This window comes from Chlorogloeopsis sp. ULAP01 (genome assembly GCF_030381805.1).
GTDB lineage: Bacteria > Cyanobacteriota > Cyanobacteriia > Cyanobacteriales > Nostocaceae > Chlorogloeopsis.
Genome location: NZ_JAUDRH010000026.1, coordinates 21,095 through 42,290 on the forward strand (window position 1 = coordinate 21,095; position 21,196 = coordinate 42,290).

Here is a 21,196-nt window from a genome sequence, read left to right on the forward strand (position 1 = left end):
AAGTGAACAAGAATCGTACACAGTTGCCTTTGCAAATCAATAAATTTGTTGAGGAAAGCAATGATTTTCATTTTAAAAGTAAGCGATCGCGCATTTACAAACTCAATTTAACTGCACCCATAACCTAGCGATTGAAAGGCATATAGGTGACGCCCTTTTGGCTCAAAAGTCGAGTATTATTGCTAACTAACAACATCGCTGTAGTTAGTTGTGGAAATTTCGCAGCAATTGATCTGGAAGTTAGGTCAGACTTGATATAAGTGATTAGACAAAATTGTCTGCAATAATCCGCTCGATGCACCGTTCTGCAAGGGCAGCGATAGTAAGAGAAGGGTTAACGCATCCGGCGTAGCCTGGAATCATTGCACCATCTACAACATATAAACCTTTGTAGCCTATAACTCTACCGTAAAGGTCACAGGCTCTTCCAAGTACGGCACCACCGAGTGGATGCAATGTTATCTCATCTAAGACACGAGCAGTTGTAGGCTGATATGTACTGTTTGTATTAGCTTGGTTAAGTGTTTGGTATGTTCTCAAGGCTGCTTGACGTAGCTGAACTATCTCTGGATCGTATATGGGCCAGTTTAGTCGCACGCTATTCGTAAAGGAGTCAAACTGGAAGCTCCCCTTTGCTGAACCAATGGTAAATCCTAATGAATAAAGATAATCTTGCCGTGTTTCATTCCATTGTGGATATGGCTGAAGGGCTGTTGGTGCAAGTGGATTAGCATGATCTTCAATAACAGCACTTAACGGCCCGCCTTGACTAGGGTTAGTGGGCGGTAGACCGACTCTAAGACCAAGAGTATCACCATTACCACCCCAAAATTTTCCCACAGCATCATTTAGCTTGGGCAGCGTTCCTTTAGCTTTTGCCTTAACTAGAAGCTTTGATGTTCCGATTGAACCAGCCGCTAAAAAAACGTACCTACTCGTAAACGTGTGCTTTTGTATAACCTTCCCACCTTCATCGATTTGGTTACAAAAAACTGCATAGCGATGTTCTGGCAGTTCGTAGATATCTGTGACTATGTGTAATGGCAAGATTTGAACAAATCCGCTCTGTTCTGCCTGTAGTAGATAGTTGCGATCCAAGCTATTCTTGCAGCCGCTATTATTTCCATACAAAAACTCACCAGCGATCGCAGAAGGAACGCGCTCTCCAGAGATTTCTTGGCGAACTATATCCCAGTCTAGATTCATGTCCAATAGCTTGCCAGGCAATCCTGCATTTGCCGCCTGCTCTAGGGTGACGCGTGTCAGGCGGTAGTAGTCTGACGCTAATATATCTGCTGGAATGGGGCTAGGTTTTAGTACGGAGCGAACTCTAGGATAATATACCTCGGCCATTTCATCATAAGAGATTGCTTCTTGGAAGACTCGATCAAAATTAGCGCGTGTTGGTTCGTAGGTAGCTGCGGAGTAAACAAGAGAACCGCCACCCACACCCGCACCTGCTAACACACCGATGCCGTTTTCCCCTAAAACCTCCAACACACCAGTACAATCATCAATGGCATTAGGTTTAAAAATACCGAGAACAGGAGCCGAAGAAGAATTTAGCCACAAAGAGCGGCTATCTGGAGTACGCACGCTAGAAAAGGTGTTCTGTTCTTCAGTCAATGTCCAACGACGACCACGTTCCAATACAATAGTTTGTACTCCAGCTTGTGCTAACCGCAGCGCAGCAACCGCACCACCAAAGCCACTGCCAATCACGATCGCATCTATAGGTTCACTCTGATTTGCCCAGGAACGCAGGATATCGGTACTAGTAACTGCATAACTTCCAACAGCAAAAGCACTAGCTTTGAGGAAACGCCGTCGGTAGATGCGGAGATTATTCATAAGCGTTTCTTTTAATATTTAGTAGCAATTAGACATTAGATATAGCACGGAAGTCTAGGAGACAGTAATTCATATGCAACTGCTTCTTTTTCAGCCTAAATAGCTTTTATTTTTGGTAAAAAACAATTATATAGAAATCATTTACTGACAGTGTTGTGAGGCGCGATCGCACTCTGGTTATATGCGCTCTATAAAAGATCCCCGACTTTTCTAAAAAGTTGGGGATCTGGAGATATATGTTTTTGTTTATTTAGTGTCTGTATATATGAATCTCGTAGTATAAAAGTGGTCGTTCGTTGATGATCGCCCGTCGAGTCTGAGACATACCTATAGCCTCAAGTACTCTTATCGAAGCTTCGTTCGGTTCATCAACATCTGCAATCACACGTTCCAAATCAAGCACGTCAAAGGCATAATTAAGTACAGTCCGTGCAGCTTCTTTTGCATAACCACGTCCCCAAAGTGAGGGACAAGTGCCAAATATGAGACTCGGTGCTTCCTGCAATGAATGAAGCAAACCTGCGAATCCTGCAATCAAATCATTTTGATTTTCAAAAAATAGCCAAATCCCATAACCGTAATTTGTAAAATTCTCTGTACTTGTCTCAATAAAAGATTGCGCTTGTTCACAAGAAATTTGGCGATCATCGAATAGGAATCGCCTGACATTAGCATCAATCCATAGCTTATGTAGGGAGTTCAAATCCTCGTTTTGGCATGGGCGTAGGCTCAGTCGTTCAGTGTGAAGTAAGTACGTCATTATCATTCAGTTCAGCAATAGCGGCTTTTGTCTATCTACTGCACTGTTATATTAACTTGCTAACATCGCGATCGCCCTTTACCTCAGTAAAAATCACATTGATGTTATGATCGAAAACGTTCGGTTCTGGTGGGGAGCAGCCACCAGAGGTAACGGGGAAAGTACGGTGCAAATCCGACGCTGTCCCGCAACTGTAATCAAATCAAAAGTCCCATAACTTTTGCCTTTGTAAGTCAGGATGCCCGCCGAAGTTAATCAATGATTTCCATGTATCTGCGAGGATTCAGATGACAGCCACAACAAATATGTCCACAACCAAGGGTACTAATATCCCTTCTCATACTTTATTTGTTTGTAAAACTTGTGCTACCACATGGCAAGATGGCAAGCGAATTGGTGAAAGTGGAGGTCAAAAGCTACTACAACAGCTTCAAAACTTATCACAAGACTGGCATCTGAAAAATGATTTTCCAATTCAGGAAGTTGAATGCATGAGCGCTTGCAATCATTCTTGCGTTGTCGCTTTTGCTGGAACTGGTAAATTAACTTATTTGTTTGGAGATTTACCAATCGATAACAGCGCATCCGCTATCTTGGAATGTGCTAGCCAATATTATGCTAAACCTGATGGTTTACTACCTTGGTCAGAACGTCCTGAACCCCTTAAAAAAGGTATTTTGGCTAAGATTCCACCCTTACCCTCATAAATATTTGTTAGAGTTGTTAATTAGCAATTTCTTGTACCAGCAGTAATCTTCCTTCTTTGTATGCCTGACGCAAGGCGATCGCCTCTGCCACAATTTTTTGAGCGCTAGTTCCCTCTGTATCCATCATTTTTTGCAGAGTAATTCCAGTTCGTTCATTTTCTTCGTGAATGGGTGGAATTTGACAATACCTACCACCATTTTTTGTCCGTCTCCAGATACTGGGCTTTTCCGGTTTTATTTCCCTGGGTTGACGTTGCTTTCTGACTAGCTCTCGTACTGCTTTTTGAGAAACTTCTGCCAAATCTAATAGCTGATCGATAACTGGCTGATATTTCTTGCTGTTTTCTGCTAGCTGATATATGGTTCTCGGTTCAATTTGCGCTAAATCTTGAGGTGAGAACTTTTGAAAGGCTGCTGCTATCTTTAAATATTTCTTCTCCTCATCCACGAAGCCATGTTCAGAAAGCAACTTTCTGTATTCCCGTTTAGAGTGCGTCTTTTTGAATTCAGCTAGAAAGAAGGCGTGTCGTAGAATAGTTGCGGTGGCATGAAAGAGCGCCCCAAAAGAAGAATTTAGATCATTTGAAAGCGTTGCTATCTCAGCCTGCTCTTTCTCGTACTGTTTAAAGGAGGATCTGGTAATTGTTTTAGAATCAACTTGGGCTGCTATTACACTGTGCATTTGTGTCGTCATAAAGCGATCGCACTCTTTATAGTGTTGGCAAAATTTAGCTTTACTAGAACAATTGTACTACTACAGTAGCAAGAAGAATCCCCAAACATACTAAAATTTTTGAGAAAAATGATGAAAGATTTATACAAGTAGGGCAGGTGACAGGGGACTAGGGATTAGGGACTAGGAAAGATGAGGAAGATGGGGAGAAACCGCTCCCCACACTCCCCAATCCCCGATACCCGCTCCCTAATCACCTTTAGGAATCATTGTGTCAGGAATATGCTCTAACCCCCATTCAATCATTGCCATTAGCACGGGGCGAAGGCTTTGTCCTCGTTCTGTAAGTTGGTAGTTCATTCGCCGAGAATGATTGCCATATGGCTGTTTTACTAATAAACCTAGATCTTCTAGAGACTTGAGTCGATTTGCCAAGATATTAGTCGAAATTCCTTCCGGGGACTCTAAAAACTCTTCAAATCGTTGTTTGCCAAAAAACATCATGTCCCTTATCACCAAAAGCGTCCAACGATCGCCAATTAGATCTAGCATGGATGCGATCGGACAGTAGGAGCGTTTTGATTGTGCCATCAATATAAAATCTGAATTTTAAAATTACTTGCATTTTACAAGTTAACTTTGCTAAAGTAACTTTTAACTTGCAATTTAAAACCTAAGGATAACCATGATGCAACCGATACCAATAGCCAAAACTGGGCAGAACTTTGCTGTTGTAGATCTAGGAAAATTTTCTGATTTGCATCAGTATATTTTTGAGGCTGAGGAACACTCGATTAAGCTGGAAGGCAAAGTCTTTTTAAAACAATTGCTTAACCTAACTAGTGCAGAGATTTCCCTTAACACTTTACAGCCTCTGAAGTCCATACCGTTCTATCACAAGCACCGATTAAACGAGGAAATTTATATTTTCATTCATGGTCGAGGAGAGTTTCAAGTCGACGATCGCGTATTTTCAGTCTGTGAGGGAACTGTAGTGCGCGTGGATTCTGAAGGGGAGCGCTGCTTGCGCAATACCTCAGATGGGGAACAGCTGAACTGGATAGTGATTCAATCACGAGCAGGTTCTTATCGCGATCGCACAATTGAAGATGGCTACGGCGTTCAAAAACGGGTTAGTTGGGTTGGCAAGCAACGGATTTGAACTAGATTATGTTCGCTTGTGTACCTTGTAAAAAATTTCAGAGGATATACTCATTTTTAGCTGTGTCATACTGATAGGGTGCGTTAAAGTAATGCGAACACACCAAAATTATTGGTGCGTCACGGCTGATTCGATATCTTTCAAACTCTCAAATTTTTACATAGCCGTAATACACCCTACCTAATTTACTAAAACTTGTAACTTAAAACCTGTATTGCTCCATTCTCCGGCAAATTACCGGAACTAATAGTAACTGTGTCACTATTACTACGACGAACTGTCATTCCATCCATTAATTTCAAAAAGTCATCCAAGGGAGCAATATCGCAATTGTTACCATCGGCTGCTTTTGTACGGTAATGGGTAGGAACGACTAATTTGGGATTGATAACTTGAATTGCCTGTTTGGCTTCTTGAGCATTATAAGCTTTTGGCCCACCCCCTACAGGTACAAATGCTACATCAGGACGCCCAATCAGGATTTTTTGTTCAATGGAAATTGGTGCAGCAGCTCCTCCTAGATGTAGGATGTTGATTCCAGATTGATTCCATTGCCAAGCTGTGTTTTTACCAAACTGCCTGCCCCCTTTGCGATCATGATCGAGAGCAATTCCTTGAAATTTAATTCCCTGAAATTCATAGGCTCCCGCTTCGTAAATTAACTTGGGATTTCCAGGTAGATTTTCCACCGCGCCCTCATCTAGCAATTGACTGCTAATTAGTACTAAATCTGCTGCTACTTTTGGCGCACGATAACCGGCGGTACAACCAACTGTACGAAATGGATTAACCAAAATTTTCGTACCATCGCCAGTAAATAGAAAGCAAGTATGCCCCAACCACTGAACTGTTAATGAACCACTGCGAGATTGGGCATTAGCTTGCAGGTGAGAACCCAAACTAGTCATGATGGTTGTTGCCAATCCCGCTCCAGCATAGCCCATCAGTTGCCGTCGTTTCATTAATTACTCTCTCGTCCTCATTTGTAATGTTGCCAGAAAGTTTCGCAGTAACTGCTTGCCTGAAGATGTGAGAACACTCTCTGGGTGAAATTGGACGCCTTCTATATGAGGATAGTTCCGGTGTCGTACTCCCATAATTGTTCCATCTTCAACCCAAGCGGTAATTTCTAACACGTCTGGGCAAGTTTGGCGATCAATTACCAAACTATGATATCGGGTTGCAGTGATAGGATTTTCCAATCCCTGGAAAACACCGATCCCAGTGTGAGAAACTTGAGAAGTTTTACCGTGCATCAACTCTGGTGCAGAAACTATTTTACCGCCAAATACCTGACCGATACTTTGATGCCCCAAACAAACTCCTAGAATTGGCAAATTATCTCCAAGTTTTTCAATTAATTCTAGAGAAATTCCTGCATCTTCTGGACGTCCTGGCCCTGGAGATATTAGCACACCATCTGGCTTGAGAGTAAGAATTTCATTTATGGTGATTTTATCGTTACGAAAAACTTTAATATCAGTAGCGACTGGAAACTCTGCTGCCAATTCTCCTAAATATTGAACTAAATTATAAGTAAAGCTATCGTAATTATCGATAACTATAATCACAGTTTATAACTCCTGATTCATATCAATAATCATTATCTAAACAAACTGATTACACATTCCCAGTTCCCCGTTCCCTATCTAAGTGCGATCGCTCTTTATCTAAAATGCCGAGACAATTAAAGTTAACAAAGGAGGTAACAAGAGCGTACCAGCTACCAATACTGCAACTAAAGCAGATACAAGTACAGCACCAGCAGCACAGTCTTTAGCAATTTTTGCTAGTTCATGGTAAGTCTGCTTTACTGTTAAATCAACTACTGATTCAATCGCCGTATTCAGTAATTCCAAAGCTAAAACCAAACCACTTGTGATACTAATTACTGCTATCTCTACCGTTTTTAATTGTAAAAATATGCTTAATCCAAGTGCTAAAACACAAACACATACATGAATACGAAAATTGCGCTGAGTTTGAAATGCGTAACTTATCCCACACCAAGCATACTTAAAACTAACGAATAAACTGGAGGCGACTTGCCAGGATAGCTCCCGCTTTTTGGTCACCACTTTTTCTAGAGGATTTGTGGATGGTGATGAGACTGGTTGGGACATAGTCATAAAAATACAGCAGCAGATTTTTTAAGTGAGGATTTCTGGCCGATTTTAATCGCACATCAGACTTTATGCCAATTTCTTACAAAAGTAATATAGGTTTATGGTTATGCAGCCACGTGTCATTCTATATCAATAGCAATACTTACTGACTCAAGTAATATTACTTGCTGTTTGAGCATTTTTTCTAAGCTTTCTTGATCTGGATGATCCCAACCTAGTAAATGCAATAATCCGTGAGCAGCTAGCCATGCTAATTGAGTTTGTAAGGAATGTTCCTGCTGTTGAGCTTGTATTTGTGCTGTATCAATAGAAATAACTATGTCACCTAGATACAAGGGTAAGGAAGCAAGCATTTCAGCAGGTTGAGGACATTCTACTTCTAACGCTGCGAAGGATAAAACATCTGTAGGCTTATTTTGCAGTCGATATTGAGCATTTAATACCTGAATTTCGGCATCGTTTGTCAAACGTAGCCCTAGCTCATAATTTGTTGCAGGTGGAAGATAAGGTTGTAGTATTTCCAACCAGCAATTAAACCACTTTTCCCAAGTTTCTACACTAATTTGGATATGAGTATCGCCTATTAGTTTAGCGTCTGGTTGAGAAGACTCAAGCACAAAATCTTGCACGCATACTTCAACTTGCACCAGCCAAAAAATCTCCCATATTTTTAGGTTGTATCAATTATCAACGAGTCAAGTAAGCTAAACCAACGAGGACAGTTAAAAGCCCTACAGTAGTTAAGACAAAGTGTTTTAAAGAAGTGACTCGCTTTTGCACCATGTTTCGCATGGCGAGTTTGACATAGCTAGGTTTTTGTTCTGTTGGAGAGGCACTCATAATGATTTGATAACAATTTCTTCTATAAATGTAACAGTTTGTTTAGTCAATAGTCACTAGCCAGTTAGTTAGTGAGGACGAGTTTTGCTAATGAGCTTTGGACTGAAACAGATAATTTATTTTTTAAACTCGCCTGTACAGTGGTTAATAGTTAGCGGTTAGTGGCTAGTAGGTATAAAAACCAACTACTACCTACTAACTACTATCTACTAACAATTCCTACAATTACGCAGTAGCTTCTACCAATTGATTTTCTTGCCGGAGATAAGATTGGATAAATATGTCAATTTCACCATTCATCACATCTGTGATCGCAGTCGTTTCTACATCAGTACGCAAATCCTTCACCATTTGATAAGGGTGAAAAACATAGTTACGGATTTGATTACCCCAAGAAGCTTCAACCATATCACCGCGAATTTCGGCAATTTCTTTAGCCCGTTGTTCTTGGGCTATTACCAACAGTTTGGCTTTGAGCCGAGCCAGAGCTTTTTCTTTGTTTTGCAATTGGCTGCGCTCTTCTGTACAACGTACGGCGATGCCTGTGGGAATGTGAACAATTCGCACAGCTGTTTCGACTTTGTTGACGTTCTGCCCACCTTTCCCACCAGATCTAGATGTGGTTATTTCCAAATCCTTCTCTGGAATTTCTAACTGTACCGAGCTATCTAACTGCGGCATCACTTCTACTCCAGCAAAGCTAGTTTGCCGTTTACCGTTAGCATTAAAAGGTGAAATTCGCACTAAACGGTGAGTACCAGTTTCCGATCGCAAGTAACCGTAGGCATAACGTCCGGTAATTTCTATGGTGGCAGATTTGATTCCCGCTTCATCACCTTCAGATATTTCCGTCAAATGTACCTTGTAGCCCTGGTTTTCTCCCCAACGCGTGTACATTCGCAATAGCATTTCAGCCCAATCTTGAGCATCAGTACCACCAGCACCAGCATTCACCGTTAGTACAGCACCTTGTTCATCGTAAGGGCCAGAAAGTAGCTGCTGCAATTCCCACTGATCGAGCTCACGATTCAGTTTGGTAATGGTGATTTGTGCTTCTTGCAGTAGTGCTTCATCAGTTTCCAATTCCAAAAGCTCTACTACAGCTTTGCTATCTTCCAGACTGGTTTGCCACTGGTTATACTGCTGAAGGTGGTTTTTCAAGTCATTGAGTTCTTGCAAAGTTTTTTGAGCTTGAACTTGATCATTCCAAAACTCTGGTTGTGCTGCTATTTGTTCTAAATCTTGAATTTTGGCAGTCAGTGCAGGTATGTCAAAGATAGTCCTGGGTTTTACCCAGGCGATCGCACAACGTTTCAATTTCGCGTTTTAATTCTAGTACTTCCATTGTTTTTGCTAATAACAGAGCGTTTTAGGTTTTATCTTTAGACGCAAAGCATCTTGCGAAAGACATCGCTCTTTATTGTATTCATATCTTCAATTTTATCCATATTTGTCTTTTAAGAAACAAGGCAGCTATGCTGGAGGCAGGAGGCATTAGACGCGTAGCGGTGAGCCAGTCCGGTGGTGAAGCAACGCTCTTGGTAGGGTTTCCGTAGGTAGGGAAGAGGATTTGACTTATTTCATTCGTAGCTGATATTGCGCCACCTGTATTGGCGCTCTTAAGAAACATAGGGTTGGGGGGACAGGGTACAGGGTTGGGGGAATGGGGAAGATTGAGTTTTATAATTTTTTACTACAAATTGTTGTAAAAGCTCTATTCAACCCGATCCAAAAACCGTGGTTTGCTTTCGCAAAAAACCACGGCATTTGAACTTTAACTTTGCTTTTCGCCGATTTTGAATGAATTCTTAATCACGGCCATTAAGGGCGATTAGCAAACGTAAGATGAAGACAAACAGATTGATATAAGTCAAGTACATCGACAACGCTGCTGGTAAGTACTGATCGTTGCGATATGTACGGGGCAGAATGTAAAAGTCTACTACCGATGCACCGGCAAACAAAAACACGCCTAAACCAGAAATCCCTATTTCTAACCATGTTGGGGTATAGACACCAAACAAAGCAAACAAGAATTGCAAAAGTACAACAACGAACAAGGCAATAATGCCCAGACGGATGGTTTTTGTGAGAGCCATGCCGTCAGAATCAGAGAGATTTGAACCAACTTGACGGGCGACAATGAATGTGATGCCGCAACCAAGAGCTGCCAAACCAATTCCTGGAATGCCTACACCCTCAGTTCTTAACGCCACAAATACTAAGCCACTGAGGGTATATCCAGACAACAGACTGTAAGTTGCTAAAAGAGGCAGTGCAATGTTGTTTTGACCTTTTTCAGCAACGTTTTGGGCAACAAAAAACAGAACTAAATTTAGAATAATTGCACCAATGAAGGTGGGAAAGAACAATCCAGGATTAGCACGGATAACTGCCAAACCGCCGTAGGTTCCTAGTGCAGTTAATACTAAACCACCTCCCAAGAAGGGTAAGGCATTAGCTATCACATTTGGCCCAACCAGGGCTTGAGTTTTGGCTTCACGGATAGCATCACGGAAGTTGCTAGTATTGCTCATATTTCACAACTCGCTTTGTGTGACAACATTACTAAACTACTTCCATTTTTACTCAAATTTTCAGATCCAATTGGAAAATAAATCTGCAAGAGTGAGCTTTAACGAGAATTGTCGCTGCTTTGGTTAAAAAATTAGAAAATTTTCCATTCGTGTATTTCGGTACTTTCAAACTGTGAATTGTGGTGAGAAACATACAAGTATTTAGAGGTTGCAGATAAGTAAATATTTGCAGGGAGGATTTTTACTATATAAATAACAATAAAATCACCCATGTAAAAAATAGGTTTGTCAAGTATAGAAAAAGAACATTTTAGGTTTAAATGTCCAAAAATATAATTTTTCATTTTCAATATTTAGTACTGAAATCAATACTCTAAAAATATTTTTATATATTTGTAACTAAGCGAGGGAATACACACATCATTGTTACAAAATCTTCAACAATATACAAATAATATTTTGTACAAGCATAATGCGTGTAAATACTGGTATATAGAGATAGGCCATACACAAGTTCAGTGAAACAACGAATGGTGTAGCAATGCTTTCCTAAGGACAATAATTACAGCTTAGGTGAAATTTTACGCAACTCCATTTCCGAGAATAGGAGTTACTACAAAGGAATTTCTATGGCAGTAAGTCAGTCCTCTATACGAGGTGATGGTATGGAATTATTGCAGCTATACCATCAGAATCCCTCTATTGAACTCCGTAATAAACTTGTAAGGTTACATATCGGCTTAGTACGAAAAATGGCTCATAAATTTAGCCATCAATGTAATGAGCCTTATGAGGATTTAGAGCAAATTGGTTATTTTGGTTTGATTAGAGCTATTGAACGCTTCGATCCTAGTCAAGGATATGCATTTAGTTCCTTCGCTGTTCCTTATATTCGGGGTGAGATGCTGCATTTTTTACGCGATCGCAGCACTCTACTAAAGATTCCCCGGCGTTGGCAGGAACTTTACAATGAAGGACAAAAAGTTCGCAAAGAATTGGCAGAAATTTTGGGACGTCCCCCCAAAGATTCAGAAATAGCGAAGCAACTTAAAGTATCAACACAAGAATGGCTAGAAACCAAGTTAGCTGCTCAAAATCGGATGCCTTTGAGTTTAGATGCTACTGTAGTCAACTACATTGATTGCCAAATCACTTTAGGTGAAGCACTTCCTTGTCCTCGTTCTGCGGCAGAACAACAGCGAGAAGAAGAGCGCCAACAACTGCAAGGGGCAATCTGTTTGTTGGAAGAAAAACCCCGCATGGCGGTGGAATTGGTATTTTTGAAGGAACTTTCTCGCAAAGATGCCGCTCAAAAAATAGGTACTAGTCCGATGACAGTCACGCGGTATCTGCAAAAAGGAATTCAGGATTTAATGTCGATGTTACGTCCTCAGGCTCTACCAACTGGATGATGATATTAAGTTCAGCTAGTAGGGATGTTGACGTTTGATATTGCCGAAAATTCTAAAACTTGCACTAACGCTTCTCTTACCACACCGGAACCTGCTCCTAAACGGCAGGAATTTTCTGTCAGATGACGCTTCCACACTCGACTACCCGGTTGCCCAGTGAATAGTTGCAGCATATGGCGAGTAATTTTATTGAGTTTGAGTCCCTTTGTCACCCAGCTATCAATATAGGAAAACATCGCTTCAGCAACTTCATGACGATTAAGAGGTTGCACTGTCTCGCCATAGATTTCACTATCTGCTGTGGCAAACAGATAGGGATGATCGTAAGCCGCACGTCCAATCATGACTGCATCTACGGACTGTAACTGTTGTTGCACCTGTTTTAAATTGATAATTCCACCATTAATTTCGATTAATAGGTGGGGAAATTCCTGCTTGAGATGATATACATCTTGATAACGTAGGGGTGGAATATCCCGGTTCTCTTTCGGGCTTAATCCCTGCAACCAAGCCTTGCGTGCGTGTACGGTAAAACGTCGGCAGCCTGCCTGTGAAATAATGTGGACAAAGTTTGCCATGTCTTCGTAGCGATCGCGATCGTCAATACCGATACGATGCTTCACACTCACAGGAATGTGAACAGCATTGAGCATTGCTGCTACACAATCTGCCACCCGTTGCGGCTTTGCCATCAAGCAAGCGCCAAAATTGCCATCTTGTACGCGGCTACTAGGACAACCGACATTGAGGTTGATTTCGTCATAACCCATGTCTTCAGCAATACGAGCGCATTCAGCAAGTTCTTTGGGGTTATCGCCTCCCACTTGCAAAACTAGAGGTTTTTCTTGGGGTGAGAAGCCTAATAATGAGGGGCGATCGCCATGCAGAATTGCCGCACTTGTAACCATTTCGGTGTAAAGTAAAGTGCGACGTGTAATCTGCCGCATAAAATACCGAAAGTGGCGATCAGTACGATCCATCATTGGCGCAATACTCAAGGGGTAAACGCCGTGAGTGACTGATTCAGGTAAAGTGGCTGAGTGCAAACAAGTCATAGATCACAAGTCTATCGCAACCGATGTCTTGTGGATTGAGAATTCAGGCTCACAAGTAGGAAAATTGAGAAAATGCGAGAACTTTATCCACCAATTGAGCCTTATAGAGAAGGGAGTTTACGGGTATCAGAAATTCACACTATTCATTTTGAAGAATCTGGTAACCCACACGGTAAGCCTATTATCTTACTGCATGGCGGGCCGGGTGGGGGATGTCCGCCATTTTATCGGCAGTATTTTCATCCAGAAAAATGGCGGTTGGTGATGTTTGACCAAAGGGGCTGTGGAAAAAGCGCACCTCACGCTGAACTGCAAGAAAATACAACTTGGGATTTAGTTAACGATATTGAAGAACTCCGAGAACACTTAGGAATTGAAAAGTGGGTTGTTTTTGGTGGCAGTTGGGGAAGTACTTTATCTTTAGCTTACAGTGAAACTCACCCCGAACGTTGCCAAGGATTAATTTTGCGTGGCATTTTTATGCTCAGGCAAAAAGAGTTGCGCTGGTTCTATCAAGAAGGCACTAGTTATATTTTTCCCGATGCTTGGGAAGAGTATTTAAAACCCATTCCTGTGGCAGAACGTGATGATATGCTAACAGCATACTACAAACGTTTAACCAGTCCTGATAGACAAGTTAGGCTAGAAGCTGCTCGTGCTTGGTCAATTTGGGAAGCTAGTACTAGTAGATTATTTCCAGATTCAGAATTAATGCAAATATTTGGTGAGAATGAATTCGCTGATGCTTTTGCACGGATTGAATGCCATTACTTTATCAATAAAGGTTTTTTTGAACCGGAAGACCAATTGCTTTTAAATGTTGATCGCATCCGTCATCTTCCAGCTGTAATTATTCAAGGACGTTATGACGTAGTTTGTCCAATGATATCAGCTTGGGAATTACATCGTGCTTGGCCGGAAGCAGAATTTATTGTTGTTCCTGATGCCGGGCATTCGATGAGCGAACCCGGAATTCGCAGCGCTTTGATAGAGGCTACGGATAAATTTGCTTGTTTGTGACATACTCCCCGCACGTCAAATAGCGATCGCGCAATCTTATAAAGGTAAAGATCCGTACACCAGTCAAGAAAATACCTATAAATTAAGAAAACTCACTTTCAATATCTCTCGATTGATGTAATACTCTGAAAATTTCTATGTCATCATTTATTTTTATGTAAAACACAACGTAAGGCTTAACAGGAAAACTTCTAAGTTCGCTCATTAAATCATCTCGCTTTTTGCCCAGATCGGGAAACTGAGCAAGCATTGGAAAACGATTAAGAATTTGAGCTATTTGTTTGTCAGCTACAATTTGGTTCTGTTGAGCTAGGTAAGTCCAAATATCTTCTAAGTCTTGTTCAGCTTGCCAAGAAATTCTATAGCGATTCATTGTCAGCTATCCTGATCTAGCTTACGCCGTCCTCGTGCCTTGATATTTTCCAGCAAACGGGGTAGAGACTCGTCATCGTATTCGGTATATTCTCCATTCTTTAGCTGTTCGGCTGCGATCGCAATGTCTCGCTGTAATGCTTCTAACTTTAGCTGACGCAGTTCCTCCTGTGTATGCTCAAGTCTATCTATCATTTCCTGAAAGGCACTTGCATCATGGATGACGACTTCTGCTTTGCCATTAACAGTAAGCACAAGAGGTGATTTAGTCGCCTTGATCTTCTCTAGAAACTGTTTGACGTTGCGCTTAAAGTCTGTAAGAGAGTGAATATGCTCTAGATTAATCATAAATTAAATACTGAATTGCGTACTTAATTAAGTTACTATTCAATGCTATCAAAATAAGATTACTCTGCGATCGCTCGTAACCAATCAACGCCAGCATTTTTATTTCAACTCAATGTTGCATCCTCTTAAAAATCTGTTACATTACTTTACAGGCAGTTGCAACTGTTACAAAGCTTGAACTTTGGAGTTTTGCTCATGTCAGGTTTCAAGAATTCTACTCCTACTGTTTCAGATGACCCTAATGCTATGCGTTTTGGGTTCACTCCTGAGAGTGAAAATTGGAACGGTCGCTTTGCAATGATTGGTTTTGTATCTGTCATTTTGATTGAAGTTTTTTCTGGTCAAGGTTTCCTCCATTTCTGGGGCATCCTGTAAATTGATGTAGTCTTTTTTGCCTTCGGTTGATTAAGCTCGGTTCACCTAGAACCGAGCATTGATGAGAACTGGCTGTAACCTGAGTGATTACCTAATACTTAGAACAGTTGCTCTCATAACTTTTTATAACGATTTTTATAACTTCTCTTCTAATAATTTCCTCCTATGTCAAGGTGGAAAGTGAGAGTTAATTCGGCGACAGCGTTTGTTTTTATTATTGACAGGCTTTTTCCTTTTGGTATTTACAGACTTTTCTCCGAAATCTACATCTCTGCACACTCATGATTTTGGAGAAAATCTATGTCAGTTTATATAGGCAATCTTTCTTACGAAGTTACAGAAGAAAGTCTAAACGCTGTTTTTGCAGAATATGGTTCTGTAAAGCAGGTTAAGCTACCTACTAACCGTGAAACAGGACAATTGCGCGGCTTTGGTTTTGTAGAAATGGGTACAGATGCTGAAGAAACAGCTGCCATTGATGCTCTTGATGGTGCTGAATGGATGGGACGCCAGATGAAAGTGAATAAAGCTAGGCCAAGAGAAGACAGAGGTTCGTTTGGTGGCGATCGCGGAAACTACAGCTTTCGCAACCGCTATTAAGGCTTATAGATTTCGCTCTTTAAGCTAATTCAAGCAAGATATTGCAGATAAGTAGGATAGCAACATTATGGAAAACAAGTCTTCATCAGTCGATACAGGGCAACAAATTCGCCGACCTGGCACTGAAGGGCTTGAAGAAGCCCAAGCCAAGCAAGCCGGAGCCAAATTCGAGTGGCATTTCGGCCGGATTACTCGGTTGGGGTACTTTGAGATTGCTGGTGGCAGAGAAGTAACTATTGTCTGGGAGGAGGGAGGCGTCAGCTCCCAGCAGGGTGACATCACTGACGAGCAGTGGGAGATCTTCAAGCTAGCATTTTTGAGTACCGGACGGATCGCCGTGTTGAGTGATCAAGAAGGGGAAAGATGGATGCACGACTACCGCTTTTTAGAAGCGATGCGGTAACGTTGGAAAATACTATCGGCTAACACACTGCTGCACTGGAAGCAGATTCTAGCTAATGACTAGTTAGACATTACCTTCCGAAAATTAAGTCGTTTGACAAGTGCTGAAAATTAGAAAACTCCTAGATTATGTGTGTCCAATCTAGGAGTTTTACTTACTAAAAATGTATCTGTTCCCTATTACCTATTCCCCGATTTAATGTCCGCGATCGCTCCTTTTGTCATGGCGGCAATTGCTTTATCGGTGGCTTTGGGTAAATGATAATATTTGCCTGCTGCTGTCTTTGCTATTTCCTTGGCAAATCCAGTGGAAACAAATTTACTTTCGGTATCAATCACCAACAATTGCATTCCCAAGGCACGGATTCTGCCAGCAATATCTAACAACTCGGCTTTGATATCTGGCTTTTCTCCCGGTTCTTGCGGTTCGCCTAATGAACGCGATAAAGGAATATTGCCGCGTCCGTCAGTAATCGCTACAATCACTACTTGCCCGATATCTCCACTCATTTGAGCATTCAAGCCCACGCGTACAGCTTGCGTTAATCCATGCGCTAGCGGTGAACCTCCACCACAAGGCAATCTTTCCAAACGATTCCGTGCCAAGGCAATCGAACGTGTTGGCGGTAGTAGCACGTCTGCCTGTTCTCCTCGGAAGGGAATCAATGATACTTGGTCACGGTTTTGATAGGCTTCTGTTAAAAGCTGCATCACTGCACCTTTGGCTGACTGCATCCTGTTCAACGCCATTGAGCCAGAAGCATCCACTACAAATACAACCAAAGCTCCAGCTTTGCGTGCCAATCGCTTCGAGCGAATATCTCCTTGCTCGACGATAACTTTTCTGTCAGGATGTCGCTGACGTCGTGCTTTTTGATACGGTGCTGCTGCCCTGAGTGTGGCATCTACGGCAACACGGCGCACTTTCCCTTTGGGCAACATTGGCTTAATATAGCGCCCTCTGTCTTCTGAAAAGATTAAACTGCGACTACCAGACTTACCTTGCCGTTGTGCCATTTGAGCAAAATAAAGCACACTCTGGTCAAGGATCACTCCTTCAGGATCGAAAATAAATTCTTCAGGAATGTTGGGAGGTTCTTGTTGTTCTTGGTTATCTTCCTCTTCTTCCTGTTCTTGATTTTCGTCTTCAGTTTCTTCTTGATCCTGGGGTGGGGGAGGAGGGGGTGGTGGTGGTTGTTCAGGTGGGGGCGTTTGTATCTGAGTTGCCCTCGGTACGATCACCAATTCTACGGCTCGCCGCAAATCATCGGCATTGACTTGTGTACGTCCATCTAAAGCCGCCGAGGCTTTGGCAACACGCACGGCAAATAATTCTGCCCGATGTCCTTGCACTCCGCCACGAATTGCTTCTTCCACCAGGTAGGTAATTTGTTCGTGACTGATACGAACTTCTTTCAACCATTCCCGTGCAAAGATAATTTGAGTTTTGAGTTCGTCGATATCTTCGCTGTACTGCTGAAGAAACTCTTGGGGAGATTTAGAGTAGGCGATCGCAACCTCTACGGCTTGAACTCTTTGATCTAAACCGAGAACACCATCAGCAGAAAGAGCGATTGCAATCCGATCAAGTAAATGTTCTCTTAATGCTCCTTCTTCTGGGTTATAGGTGGCGATAAATAATGCTTTGCAGGGATGCTGAAAACTGATGCCCTCCCGCTCAATTTGGTTGCGTCCTTCAGATAATACTGTTAAAAGTTGGTTGCTAATTTGGTCATCTAATAAATTTATTTCATCGACGTAGAGAACGCCTCGATTGGCGGCGGCAAGTAAGCCAGGTTGAAATATTGTGTCTCCTTGTTTTACCGACTGTTCCACATCTACAGAACCCAAAAGTCTGTCTTCTGTAACTCCTAGAGGAATTTGCACGAAGGGTGCGGGTATAACTTCAGTCGGGAGTTCTTGAAGATCTTGATCTCCCAATTCAGAGAGCAATTTATCATCCCATTCCTCTGGATAATTGGGATCGCAATTACTTAGTGAACCTTTAACAACTTCAATTGGTGGCAGTAGAGCATGGATCGCACGCGCCATCACAGATTTTGCCGTACCGCGACGCCCTGCAATCGCTACTCCCCCCAACCCCGGATCGACTGCTGCTAAGAGTAAAGCTAACTTAATCGCTTCTTGTCCGACGACAGCGGTCAAGGGAAAAGTGGTAGTACTAGGGGATATAGTAGACGCAGGCATGGTTTGTGTAATAGCTTGTCTAGGTTTTTAGCTTATCAATTTCTGGCACCTTGTGGAGTAGTGGGAACAGAGATTTAGCACTGCCTTGTTTTCCAATAAACCTTAAACTGTAGTAAGGCATCACCAGTTTGCGGTGCATTACGGCTAGTTATCCTACATTCTTAAACTTTCAAATTCTTGCATAACCGTAACATAAAGGTAATAAAATTGGCCGAAATGCACAAACTGCTGATATTTCGTAATGATAAGCTCCTGCGCCGTGCATTAACACATCGTTCCTACGTCCATGAAAATCCCCAAGAAGGGGAACACAATGAACGCCTGGAATTTCTCGGTGATGCTGTGCTCAATTTTTTAAGTGGCGAGTATCTTTATCGTCGTTTCCCAGAAAAAGGAGAAGATGAATTAACTCGAAGGCGATCGGCGCTGGTAGATGAGAATCAACTGGCGAGATTTGCAATTGAAGTGGGTTTAGATTTGCAAATGAAACTAGGTAAGGGTGCAATTCTCGATGGAGGCTTTAGTAATCCCAATTTACTTAGTAGTACTTTTGAAGCAGTTATTGGTGCTTATTATCTAGATAATAACTCTGATATTGAGGCTGTTCGTGCCGTTGTCGAACCTTTATTTGATGCTGTTCCAGAAGATGTAGTTGAAGTTCGTGCCAATGTAGATTCAAAAAATCGCTTTCAAGAATGGGTGCAACGTAATATTACTTTAACTCCACCCAAATATCTAACAGAGCAAGTCGGTGGTTCTTCTCACGCACCTGAGTTCATCGCTAAAGTACTTGTGGGTGAAAAAGTGTACGGAGTCGGTAGGGGACGCAGTAAGAAAGTTGCTGAGAAGGCGGCGGCAGAAGATGCTCTCGCGAATGTTAAGGAGAAAGCTGAGTAACCCCTCCCTAACCCTCCCCTTGCCAAGGGGAGGGTGCCTGATAAAACGGGTGGGGTAATATGGTTTATCTTTCTACTTGATCGACTTCTTTGGGAACCCCGGCAGTCAAAATCTCATGTCCTGTGGGTGTAACTAAAACATCATCTTCAATGCGAATACCAATAGCAACCCAACGCTCCTCAATTTCTGGTTGATCTTCTGCTGGCTTGGTATCTGGAACAATATAAAGTCCAGGTTCTACTGTTAAAACTTGCCCTGGTTGCAAAATTTGCGGGTTGTCTTCGCCATGCTGATAAACTCCGACATCATGCACATCCAAACCTAACCAATGCCCTGTACGATGCATATAAAATGGCTTGTATTTTTCTTCTTCAATTAACTTGTCAATTTCGCCTTTGAGGATGCCAAGTTCTACTAAGCCTTCTGTAAGAACACGCACGGCAGTATCGTGAACTAAATTATAGGGGTTGCCTGGTTGCACTTGGGCGATCGCTTGTTTTTGGGCTTCTAAAACTAACTCGTACAGTGTCTTTTGTTCTACGGTAAATTTACCCCCGACTGGAAATGTGCGCGTAATATCTGAGTTGTAATAATTGTAGGCACAGCCAGCGTCAATTAGCAGTAACTCATTATCTTGCATTTGCCGATTGTTCTCAACGTAGTGCAGCACGCAGGCATTAGCACCAGAGGCGACAATAGAAGGATAAGCTGGCCCCATCGCACCCCGCTTTCTAAAAATATGTTCTATTTCTGCCTGCACTTCGTACTCGTAAAGTTCTGGTGCGGTAAATTTCATGGCGTAATTGTGTGCTTCCACGGCAATATCAGCAGCTTTACGCATCAATTCCAGCTCGACTTCTGTTTTAATTAGCCTCATACTATGAAGGATGGGGCCAGTATCTTCAATTGCAATCGGCCCTGTACCGCGCTTGGGATAAGTCCGCATTAAGGTTTGCCAATGATTGAGGATTTTTTCGTTAAAAGTGCGATCGCGTCCTAAATGGTAATAAATACGATCTGATTTTTCTAGGTACTGCGGCAATTTTTCATCTAATTCTGCGATCGGATAAGCTTCATCCGCACCATAGATTTCTTTTGCTGCTTCTACCCCACAGCGATATCCACTCCAAATTTCCTTTTCCCTGTCTTTGGGCTGCACAAACAACACAAATCGATGTTCTGGATGATGGGGCGATAGAACTGCGACTGCTTGGGCTTCATTAAACCCAGTTAAATAAAAGAAATCACTGTCTTGGCGAAAATTGTATTCGACGTCATTGTGCATCACTGCCATTGGCGCACTACGAAAAATCGCAACACCATGACCAATTTTTGACATCAACACTTCCCGACGCTGCCGATACTCCGTCTGCATAATGTTTTGCTGTTTTTACGATCTATTTTGCCATCTCTATTCTTGTGTAATTTATACTACAAATATTACTTTTGCTATAGTGATCGCAAGCTAGGGGCTAGGAATTAGGAAAAGGACAAAGGGAGCAATTGTACCAGACGCGATTAATCGCGTCTGGTACCTAATCACTAGTACCCAATCCCCAATCCCCAGTACCCAGTACCCAATCCCCAATACTGCATCTTATTTCACTTTTAACATCCATATAAAAACAGTTGAATAATTGAGAATGTTTATCTAATTAACAATTGTCAAAATTAAATAGTCAAATCTCATACTTTATCTTAAATGGCACTTGATTTTTTTTCAAAATTTAGTTAGTTTACGCTAATTTTTTAGGAAAAATATCAAAAATATTAAGAAAATATAAAGAAGGTATTTTTGTTATTAACTAACACTTGAATTAAAAAGAAAGAAACAGTTAAAAAGTTTATTAC

The 21,196-nt window shown here is 41.8% G+C and carries 25 protein-coding genes and 1 riboswitch; of the genes, 9 read left to right on the forward strand and 16 right to left on the reverse strand.

The window, feature by feature from the left end; all coding sequences use genetic code 11:
- Positions 1 to 2: 2 nt before the first annotated feature.
- The gene (locus QUB80_RS34170) at positions 3 to 128 is read left to right on the forward strand and encodes a hypothetical protein (protein WP_289793906.1); all 126 of its coding nucleotides are present in this window, start codon (positions 3 to 5) and stop codon (positions 126 to 128) included.
- Positions 129 to 264: 136 nt separating this feature from the next.
- Here QUB80_RS34170 and QUB80_RS34175 read toward each other — a convergent pair whose 3' ends face one another.
- Both QUB80_RS34175 and QUB80_RS34180 read right to left on the reverse strand, forming a co-directional pair.
- On the reverse strand, positions 265 to 1,851 hold the full coding sequence (locus tag QUB80_RS34175; RefSeq protein WP_289793907.1) for a GMC oxidoreductase: 1,587 nt from the start codon (positions 1,849 to 1,851) through the stop codon (positions 265 to 267).
- A gap of 250 nt (positions 1,852 to 2,101) precedes the next feature.
- The gene (locus QUB80_RS34180; RefSeq protein WP_289793908.1) at positions 2,102 to 2,611 is read right to left on the reverse strand and encodes a GNAT family N-acetyltransferase; all 510 of its coding nucleotides are present in this window, start codon (positions 2,609 to 2,611) and stop codon (positions 2,102 to 2,104) included.
- A gap of 104 nt (positions 2,612 to 2,715) precedes the next feature.
- Positions 2,716 to 2,875, forward strand: a riboswitch (cobalamin riboswitch).
- 23 nt (positions 2,876 to 2,898) lie between these two features.
- Between QUB80_RS34180 and QUB80_RS34185 the strand changes: the two genes are divergently transcribed.
- A complete protein-coding gene (locus tag QUB80_RS34185; RefSeq protein WP_289793909.1) occupies positions 2,899 to 3,318 on the forward strand; it encodes a DUF1636 domain-containing protein in 420 nt (139 codons plus the stop codon).
- A gap of 16 nt (positions 3,319 to 3,334) precedes the next feature.
- On the opposite strand, the gene QUB80_RS34190 is transcribed toward QUB80_RS34185, so the two are convergent.
- Positions 3,335 to 4,012, reverse strand: a complete 678-nt coding sequence (locus tag QUB80_RS34190; protein WP_289793910.1) for an Alr2735 family protein — start codon at positions 4,010 to 4,012, stop codon at positions 3,335 to 3,337.
- 228 nt (positions 4,013 to 4,240) lie between these two features.
- The gene (locus tag QUB80_RS34195) at positions 4,241 to 4,582 is read right to left on the reverse strand and encodes a winged helix-turn-helix transcriptional regulator (RefSeq protein ID WP_289793911.1); all 342 of its coding nucleotides are present in this window, start codon (positions 4,580 to 4,582) and stop codon (positions 4,241 to 4,243) included.
- A gap of 94 nt (positions 4,583 to 4,676) precedes the next feature.
- Between QUB80_RS34195 and QUB80_RS34200 the strand changes: the two genes are divergently transcribed.
- Complete coding sequence (locus QUB80_RS34200) at positions 4,677 to 5,153, forward strand: cupin domain-containing protein (protein ID WP_289793912.1); 477 nt, start codon at positions 4,677 to 4,679, stop codon at positions 5,151 to 5,153.
- Between the two features lie 188 nt (positions 5,154 to 5,341).
- On the opposite strand, the gene QUB80_RS34205 is transcribed toward QUB80_RS34200, so the two are convergent.
- The 7 genes from QUB80_RS34205 to QUB80_RS34235 all read right to left on the reverse strand — a co-directional run bounded on the left by QUB80_RS34205 (position 5,342) and on the right by QUB80_RS34235 (position 10,656).
- Positions 5,342 to 6,115, reverse strand: a complete 774-nt coding sequence (locus QUB80_RS34205) for an MBL fold metallo-hydrolase (RefSeq protein WP_289793913.1) — start codon at positions 6,113 to 6,115, stop codon at positions 5,342 to 5,344.
- Positions 6,116 to 6,118: 3 nt separating this feature from the next.
- Positions 6,119 to 6,724, reverse strand: a complete 606-nt coding sequence (locus QUB80_RS34210; RefSeq protein ID WP_289793914.1) for an anthranilate synthase component II — start codon at positions 6,722 to 6,724, stop codon at positions 6,119 to 6,121.
- A gap of 99 nt (positions 6,725 to 6,823) precedes the next feature.
- The gene (locus QUB80_RS34215) at positions 6,824 to 7,276 is read right to left on the reverse strand and encodes a diacylglycerol kinase family protein (protein ID WP_289793959.1); all 453 of its coding nucleotides are present in this window, start codon (positions 7,274 to 7,276) and stop codon (positions 6,824 to 6,826) included.
- Between the two features lie 122 nt (positions 7,277 to 7,398).
- Positions 7,399 to 7,926: an rRNA maturation RNase YbeY gene (ybeY, locus tag QUB80_RS34220; protein ID WP_289793915.1), complete on the reverse strand. Its 528-nt coding sequence runs from the start codon at positions 7,924 to 7,926 to the stop codon at positions 7,399 to 7,401.
- Positions 7,927 to 7,966: 40 nt separating this feature from the next.
- A complete protein-coding gene (locus QUB80_RS34225; protein ID WP_289793916.1) occupies positions 7,967 to 8,119 on the reverse strand; it encodes a DUF3285 domain-containing protein in 153 nt (50 codons plus the stop codon).
- Between the two features lie 225 nt (positions 8,120 to 8,344).
- A protein-coding gene (gene prfB, locus QUB80_RS34230) for a peptide chain release factor 2 (protein ID WP_289793917.1) occupies positions 8,345 to 9,464 on the reverse strand; the annotation gives its coding sequence in 2 pieces (ribosomal slippage) (positions 8,345 to 9,391 and positions 9,393 to 9,464; 1,119 coding nt in all).
- A 463-nt stretch (positions 9,465 to 9,927) separates the two neighbouring features.
- A complete protein-coding gene (locus tag QUB80_RS34235; RefSeq protein ID WP_289793918.1) occupies positions 9,928 to 10,656 on the reverse strand; it encodes a Bax inhibitor-1/YccA family protein in 729 nt (242 codons plus the stop codon).
- A 629-nt stretch (positions 10,657 to 11,285) separates the two neighbouring features.
- Between QUB80_RS34235 and QUB80_RS34240 the strand changes: the two genes are divergently transcribed.
- A complete protein-coding gene (locus QUB80_RS34240) occupies positions 11,286 to 12,068 on the forward strand; it encodes an RNA polymerase sigma factor SigF (protein ID WP_289793919.1) in 783 nt (260 codons plus the stop codon).
- An 11-nt stretch (positions 12,069 to 12,079) separates the two neighbouring features.
- On the opposite strand, the gene dusA is transcribed toward QUB80_RS34240, so the two are convergent.
- Entirely contained in the window at positions 12,080 to 13,123 is a 1,044-nt protein-coding gene (gene dusA, locus QUB80_RS34245) for a tRNA dihydrouridine(20/20a) synthase DusA (protein ID WP_289793920.1), read from the reverse strand.
- A 72-nt stretch (positions 13,124 to 13,195) separates the two neighbouring features.
- Between dusA and pip the strand changes: the two genes are divergently transcribed.
- A complete protein-coding gene (gene pip, locus QUB80_RS34250) occupies positions 13,196 to 14,143 on the forward strand; it encodes a prolyl aminopeptidase (protein ID WP_289793921.1) in 948 nt (315 codons plus the stop codon).
- Positions 14,144 to 14,225: 82 nt separating this feature from the next.
- On the opposite strand, the gene QUB80_RS34255 is transcribed toward pip, so the two are convergent.
- Positions 14,226 to 14,516 carry a type II toxin-antitoxin system RelE/ParE family toxin gene (locus QUB80_RS34255; protein WP_289793922.1) on the reverse strand — a complete coding sequence of 97 codons (291 nt, stop codon included), beginning with the start codon at positions 14,514 to 14,516 and terminating at the stop codon, positions 14,226 to 14,228.
- 2 nt (positions 14,517 to 14,518) lie between these two features.
- Positions 14,519 to 14,863 carry a type II toxin-antitoxin system Phd/YefM family antitoxin gene (locus QUB80_RS34260; protein WP_289793923.1) on the reverse strand — a complete coding sequence of 115 codons (345 nt, stop codon included), beginning with the start codon at positions 14,861 to 14,863 and terminating at the stop codon, positions 14,519 to 14,521.
- 195 nt (positions 14,864 to 15,058) lie between these two features.
- Here QUB80_RS34260 and QUB80_RS34265 point away from each other — a divergent pair, with 195 nt between their 5' ends.
- The 3 genes from QUB80_RS34265 to QUB80_RS34275 all read left to right on the forward strand — a co-directional run bounded on the left by QUB80_RS34265 (position 15,059) and on the right by QUB80_RS34275 (position 16,241).
- Entirely contained in the window at positions 15,059 to 15,238 is a 180-nt protein-coding gene (locus tag QUB80_RS34265) for a CAB/ELIP/HLIP family chlorophyll-binding protein (RefSeq protein WP_016873552.1), read from the forward strand.
- 300 nt (positions 15,239 to 15,538) lie between these two features.
- The gene (gene rbp, locus QUB80_RS34270; protein ID WP_289793924.1) at positions 15,539 to 15,838 is read left to right on the forward strand and encodes an RNA-binding regulator; all 300 of its coding nucleotides are present in this window, start codon (positions 15,539 to 15,541) and stop codon (positions 15,836 to 15,838) included.
- A 67-nt stretch (positions 15,839 to 15,905) separates the two neighbouring features.
- Positions 15,906 to 16,241 (forward strand): hypothetical protein, encoded by a 336-nt coding sequence (locus tag QUB80_RS34275; RefSeq protein WP_016873553.1) that lies wholly within the window; start codon positions 15,906 to 15,908, stop codon positions 16,239 to 16,241.
- A 179-nt stretch (positions 16,242 to 16,420) separates the two neighbouring features.
- On the opposite strand, the gene bchD is transcribed toward QUB80_RS34275, so the two are convergent.
- On the reverse strand, positions 16,421 to 18,448 hold the full coding sequence (gene bchD / locus QUB80_RS34280; RefSeq protein ID WP_289793925.1) for a magnesium chelatase ATPase subunit D: 2,028 nt from the start codon (positions 18,446 to 18,448) through the stop codon (positions 16,421 to 16,423).
- 216 nt (positions 18,449 to 18,664) lie between these two features.
- Here bchD and rnc point away from each other — a divergent pair, with 216 nt between their 5' ends.
- A complete protein-coding gene (gene rnc / locus QUB80_RS34285; RefSeq protein ID WP_289793960.1) occupies positions 18,665 to 19,345 on the forward strand; it encodes a ribonuclease III in 681 nt (226 codons plus the stop codon).
- A gap of 64 nt (positions 19,346 to 19,409) precedes the next feature.
- On the opposite strand, the gene QUB80_RS34290 is transcribed toward rnc, so the two are convergent.
- A complete protein-coding gene (locus tag QUB80_RS34290) occupies positions 19,410 to 20,720 on the reverse strand; it encodes an aminopeptidase P N-terminal domain-containing protein (RefSeq protein WP_289793926.1) in 1,311 nt (436 codons plus the stop codon).
- Positions 20,721 to 21,196 lie beyond the last annotated feature (476 nt).

Bases quoted from the DNA above. Each gene is read 5' to 3' on its own strand.
- QUB80_RS34175 (WP_289793907.1), bottom strand. From the start codon at position 1,851: ATGAATAATCTCCGCATCTACCGACGGCGTTTCCTCAAAGCTAGTGCT.
- QUB80_RS34180 (WP_289793908.1), bottom strand. From the start codon at position 2,611: ATGACGTACTTACTTCACACTGAACGACTGAGCCTACGCCCATGCCAA.
- QUB80_RS34185 (WP_289793909.1), top strand. From the start codon at position 2,899: ATGACAGCCACAACAAATATGTCCACAACCAAGGGTACTAATATCCCT.
- QUB80_RS34190 (WP_289793910.1), bottom strand. From the start codon at position 4,012: ATGACGACACAAATGCACAGTGTAATAGCAGCCCAAGTTGATTCTAAA.
- QUB80_RS34195 (WP_289793911.1), bottom strand. From the start codon at position 4,582: ATGGCACAATCAAAACGCTCCTACTGTCCGATCGCATCCATGCTAGAT.
- QUB80_RS34200 (WP_289793912.1), top strand. From the start codon at position 4,677: ATGATGCAACCGATACCAATAGCCAAAACTGGGCAGAACTTTGCTGTT.
- QUB80_RS34205 (WP_289793913.1), bottom strand. From the start codon at position 6,115: ATGAAACGACGGCAACTGATGGGCTATGCTGGAGCGGGATTGGCAACA.
- QUB80_RS34215 (WP_289793959.1), bottom strand. From the start codon at position 7,276: ATGTCCCAACCAGTCTCATCACCATCCACAAATCCTCTAGAAAAAGTG.
- QUB80_RS34225 (WP_289793916.1), bottom strand. From the start codon at position 8,119: ATGAGTGCCTCTCCAACAGAACAAAAACCTAGCTATGTCAAACTCGCC.
- QUB80_RS34235 (WP_289793918.1), bottom strand. From the start codon at position 10,656: ATGAGCAATACTAGCAACTTCCGTGATGCTATCCGTGAAGCCAAAACT.
- QUB80_RS34240 (WP_289793919.1), top strand. From the start codon at position 11,286: ATGGCAGTAAGTCAGTCCTCTATACGAGGTGATGGTATGGAATTATTG.
- dusA (WP_289793920.1), bottom strand. From the start codon at position 13,123: ATGACTTGTTTGCACTCAGCCACTTTACCTGAATCAGTCACTCACGGC.
- pip (WP_289793921.1), top strand. From the start codon at position 13,196: ATGCGAGAACTTTATCCACCAATTGAGCCTTATAGAGAAGGGAGTTTA.
- QUB80_RS34255 (WP_289793922.1), bottom strand. From the start codon at position 14,516: ATGAATCGCTATAGAATTTCTTGGCAAGCTGAACAAGACTTAGAAGAT.
- QUB80_RS34260 (WP_289793923.1), bottom strand. From the start codon at position 14,863: ATGATTAATCTAGAGCATATTCACTCTCTTACAGACTTTAAGCGCAAC.
- QUB80_RS34265 (WP_016873552.1), top strand. From the start codon at position 15,059: ATGTCAGGTTTCAAGAATTCTACTCCTACTGTTTCAGATGACCCTAAT.
- rbp (WP_289793924.1), top strand. From the start codon at position 15,539: ATGTCAGTTTATATAGGCAATCTTTCTTACGAAGTTACAGAAGAAAGT.
- QUB80_RS34275 (WP_016873553.1), top strand. From the start codon at position 15,906: ATGGAAAACAAGTCTTCATCAGTCGATACAGGGCAACAAATTCGCCGA.
- bchD (WP_289793925.1), bottom strand. From the start codon at position 18,448: ATGCCTGCGTCTACTATATCCCCTAGTACTACCACTTTTCCCTTGACC.
- rnc (WP_289793960.1), top strand. From the start codon at position 18,665: ATGCACAAACTGCTGATATTTCGTAATGATAAGCTCCTGCGCCGTGCA.
- QUB80_RS34290 (WP_289793926.1), bottom strand. From the start codon at position 20,720: ATGCAGACGGAGTATCGGCAGCGTCGGGAAGTGTTGATGTCAAAAATT.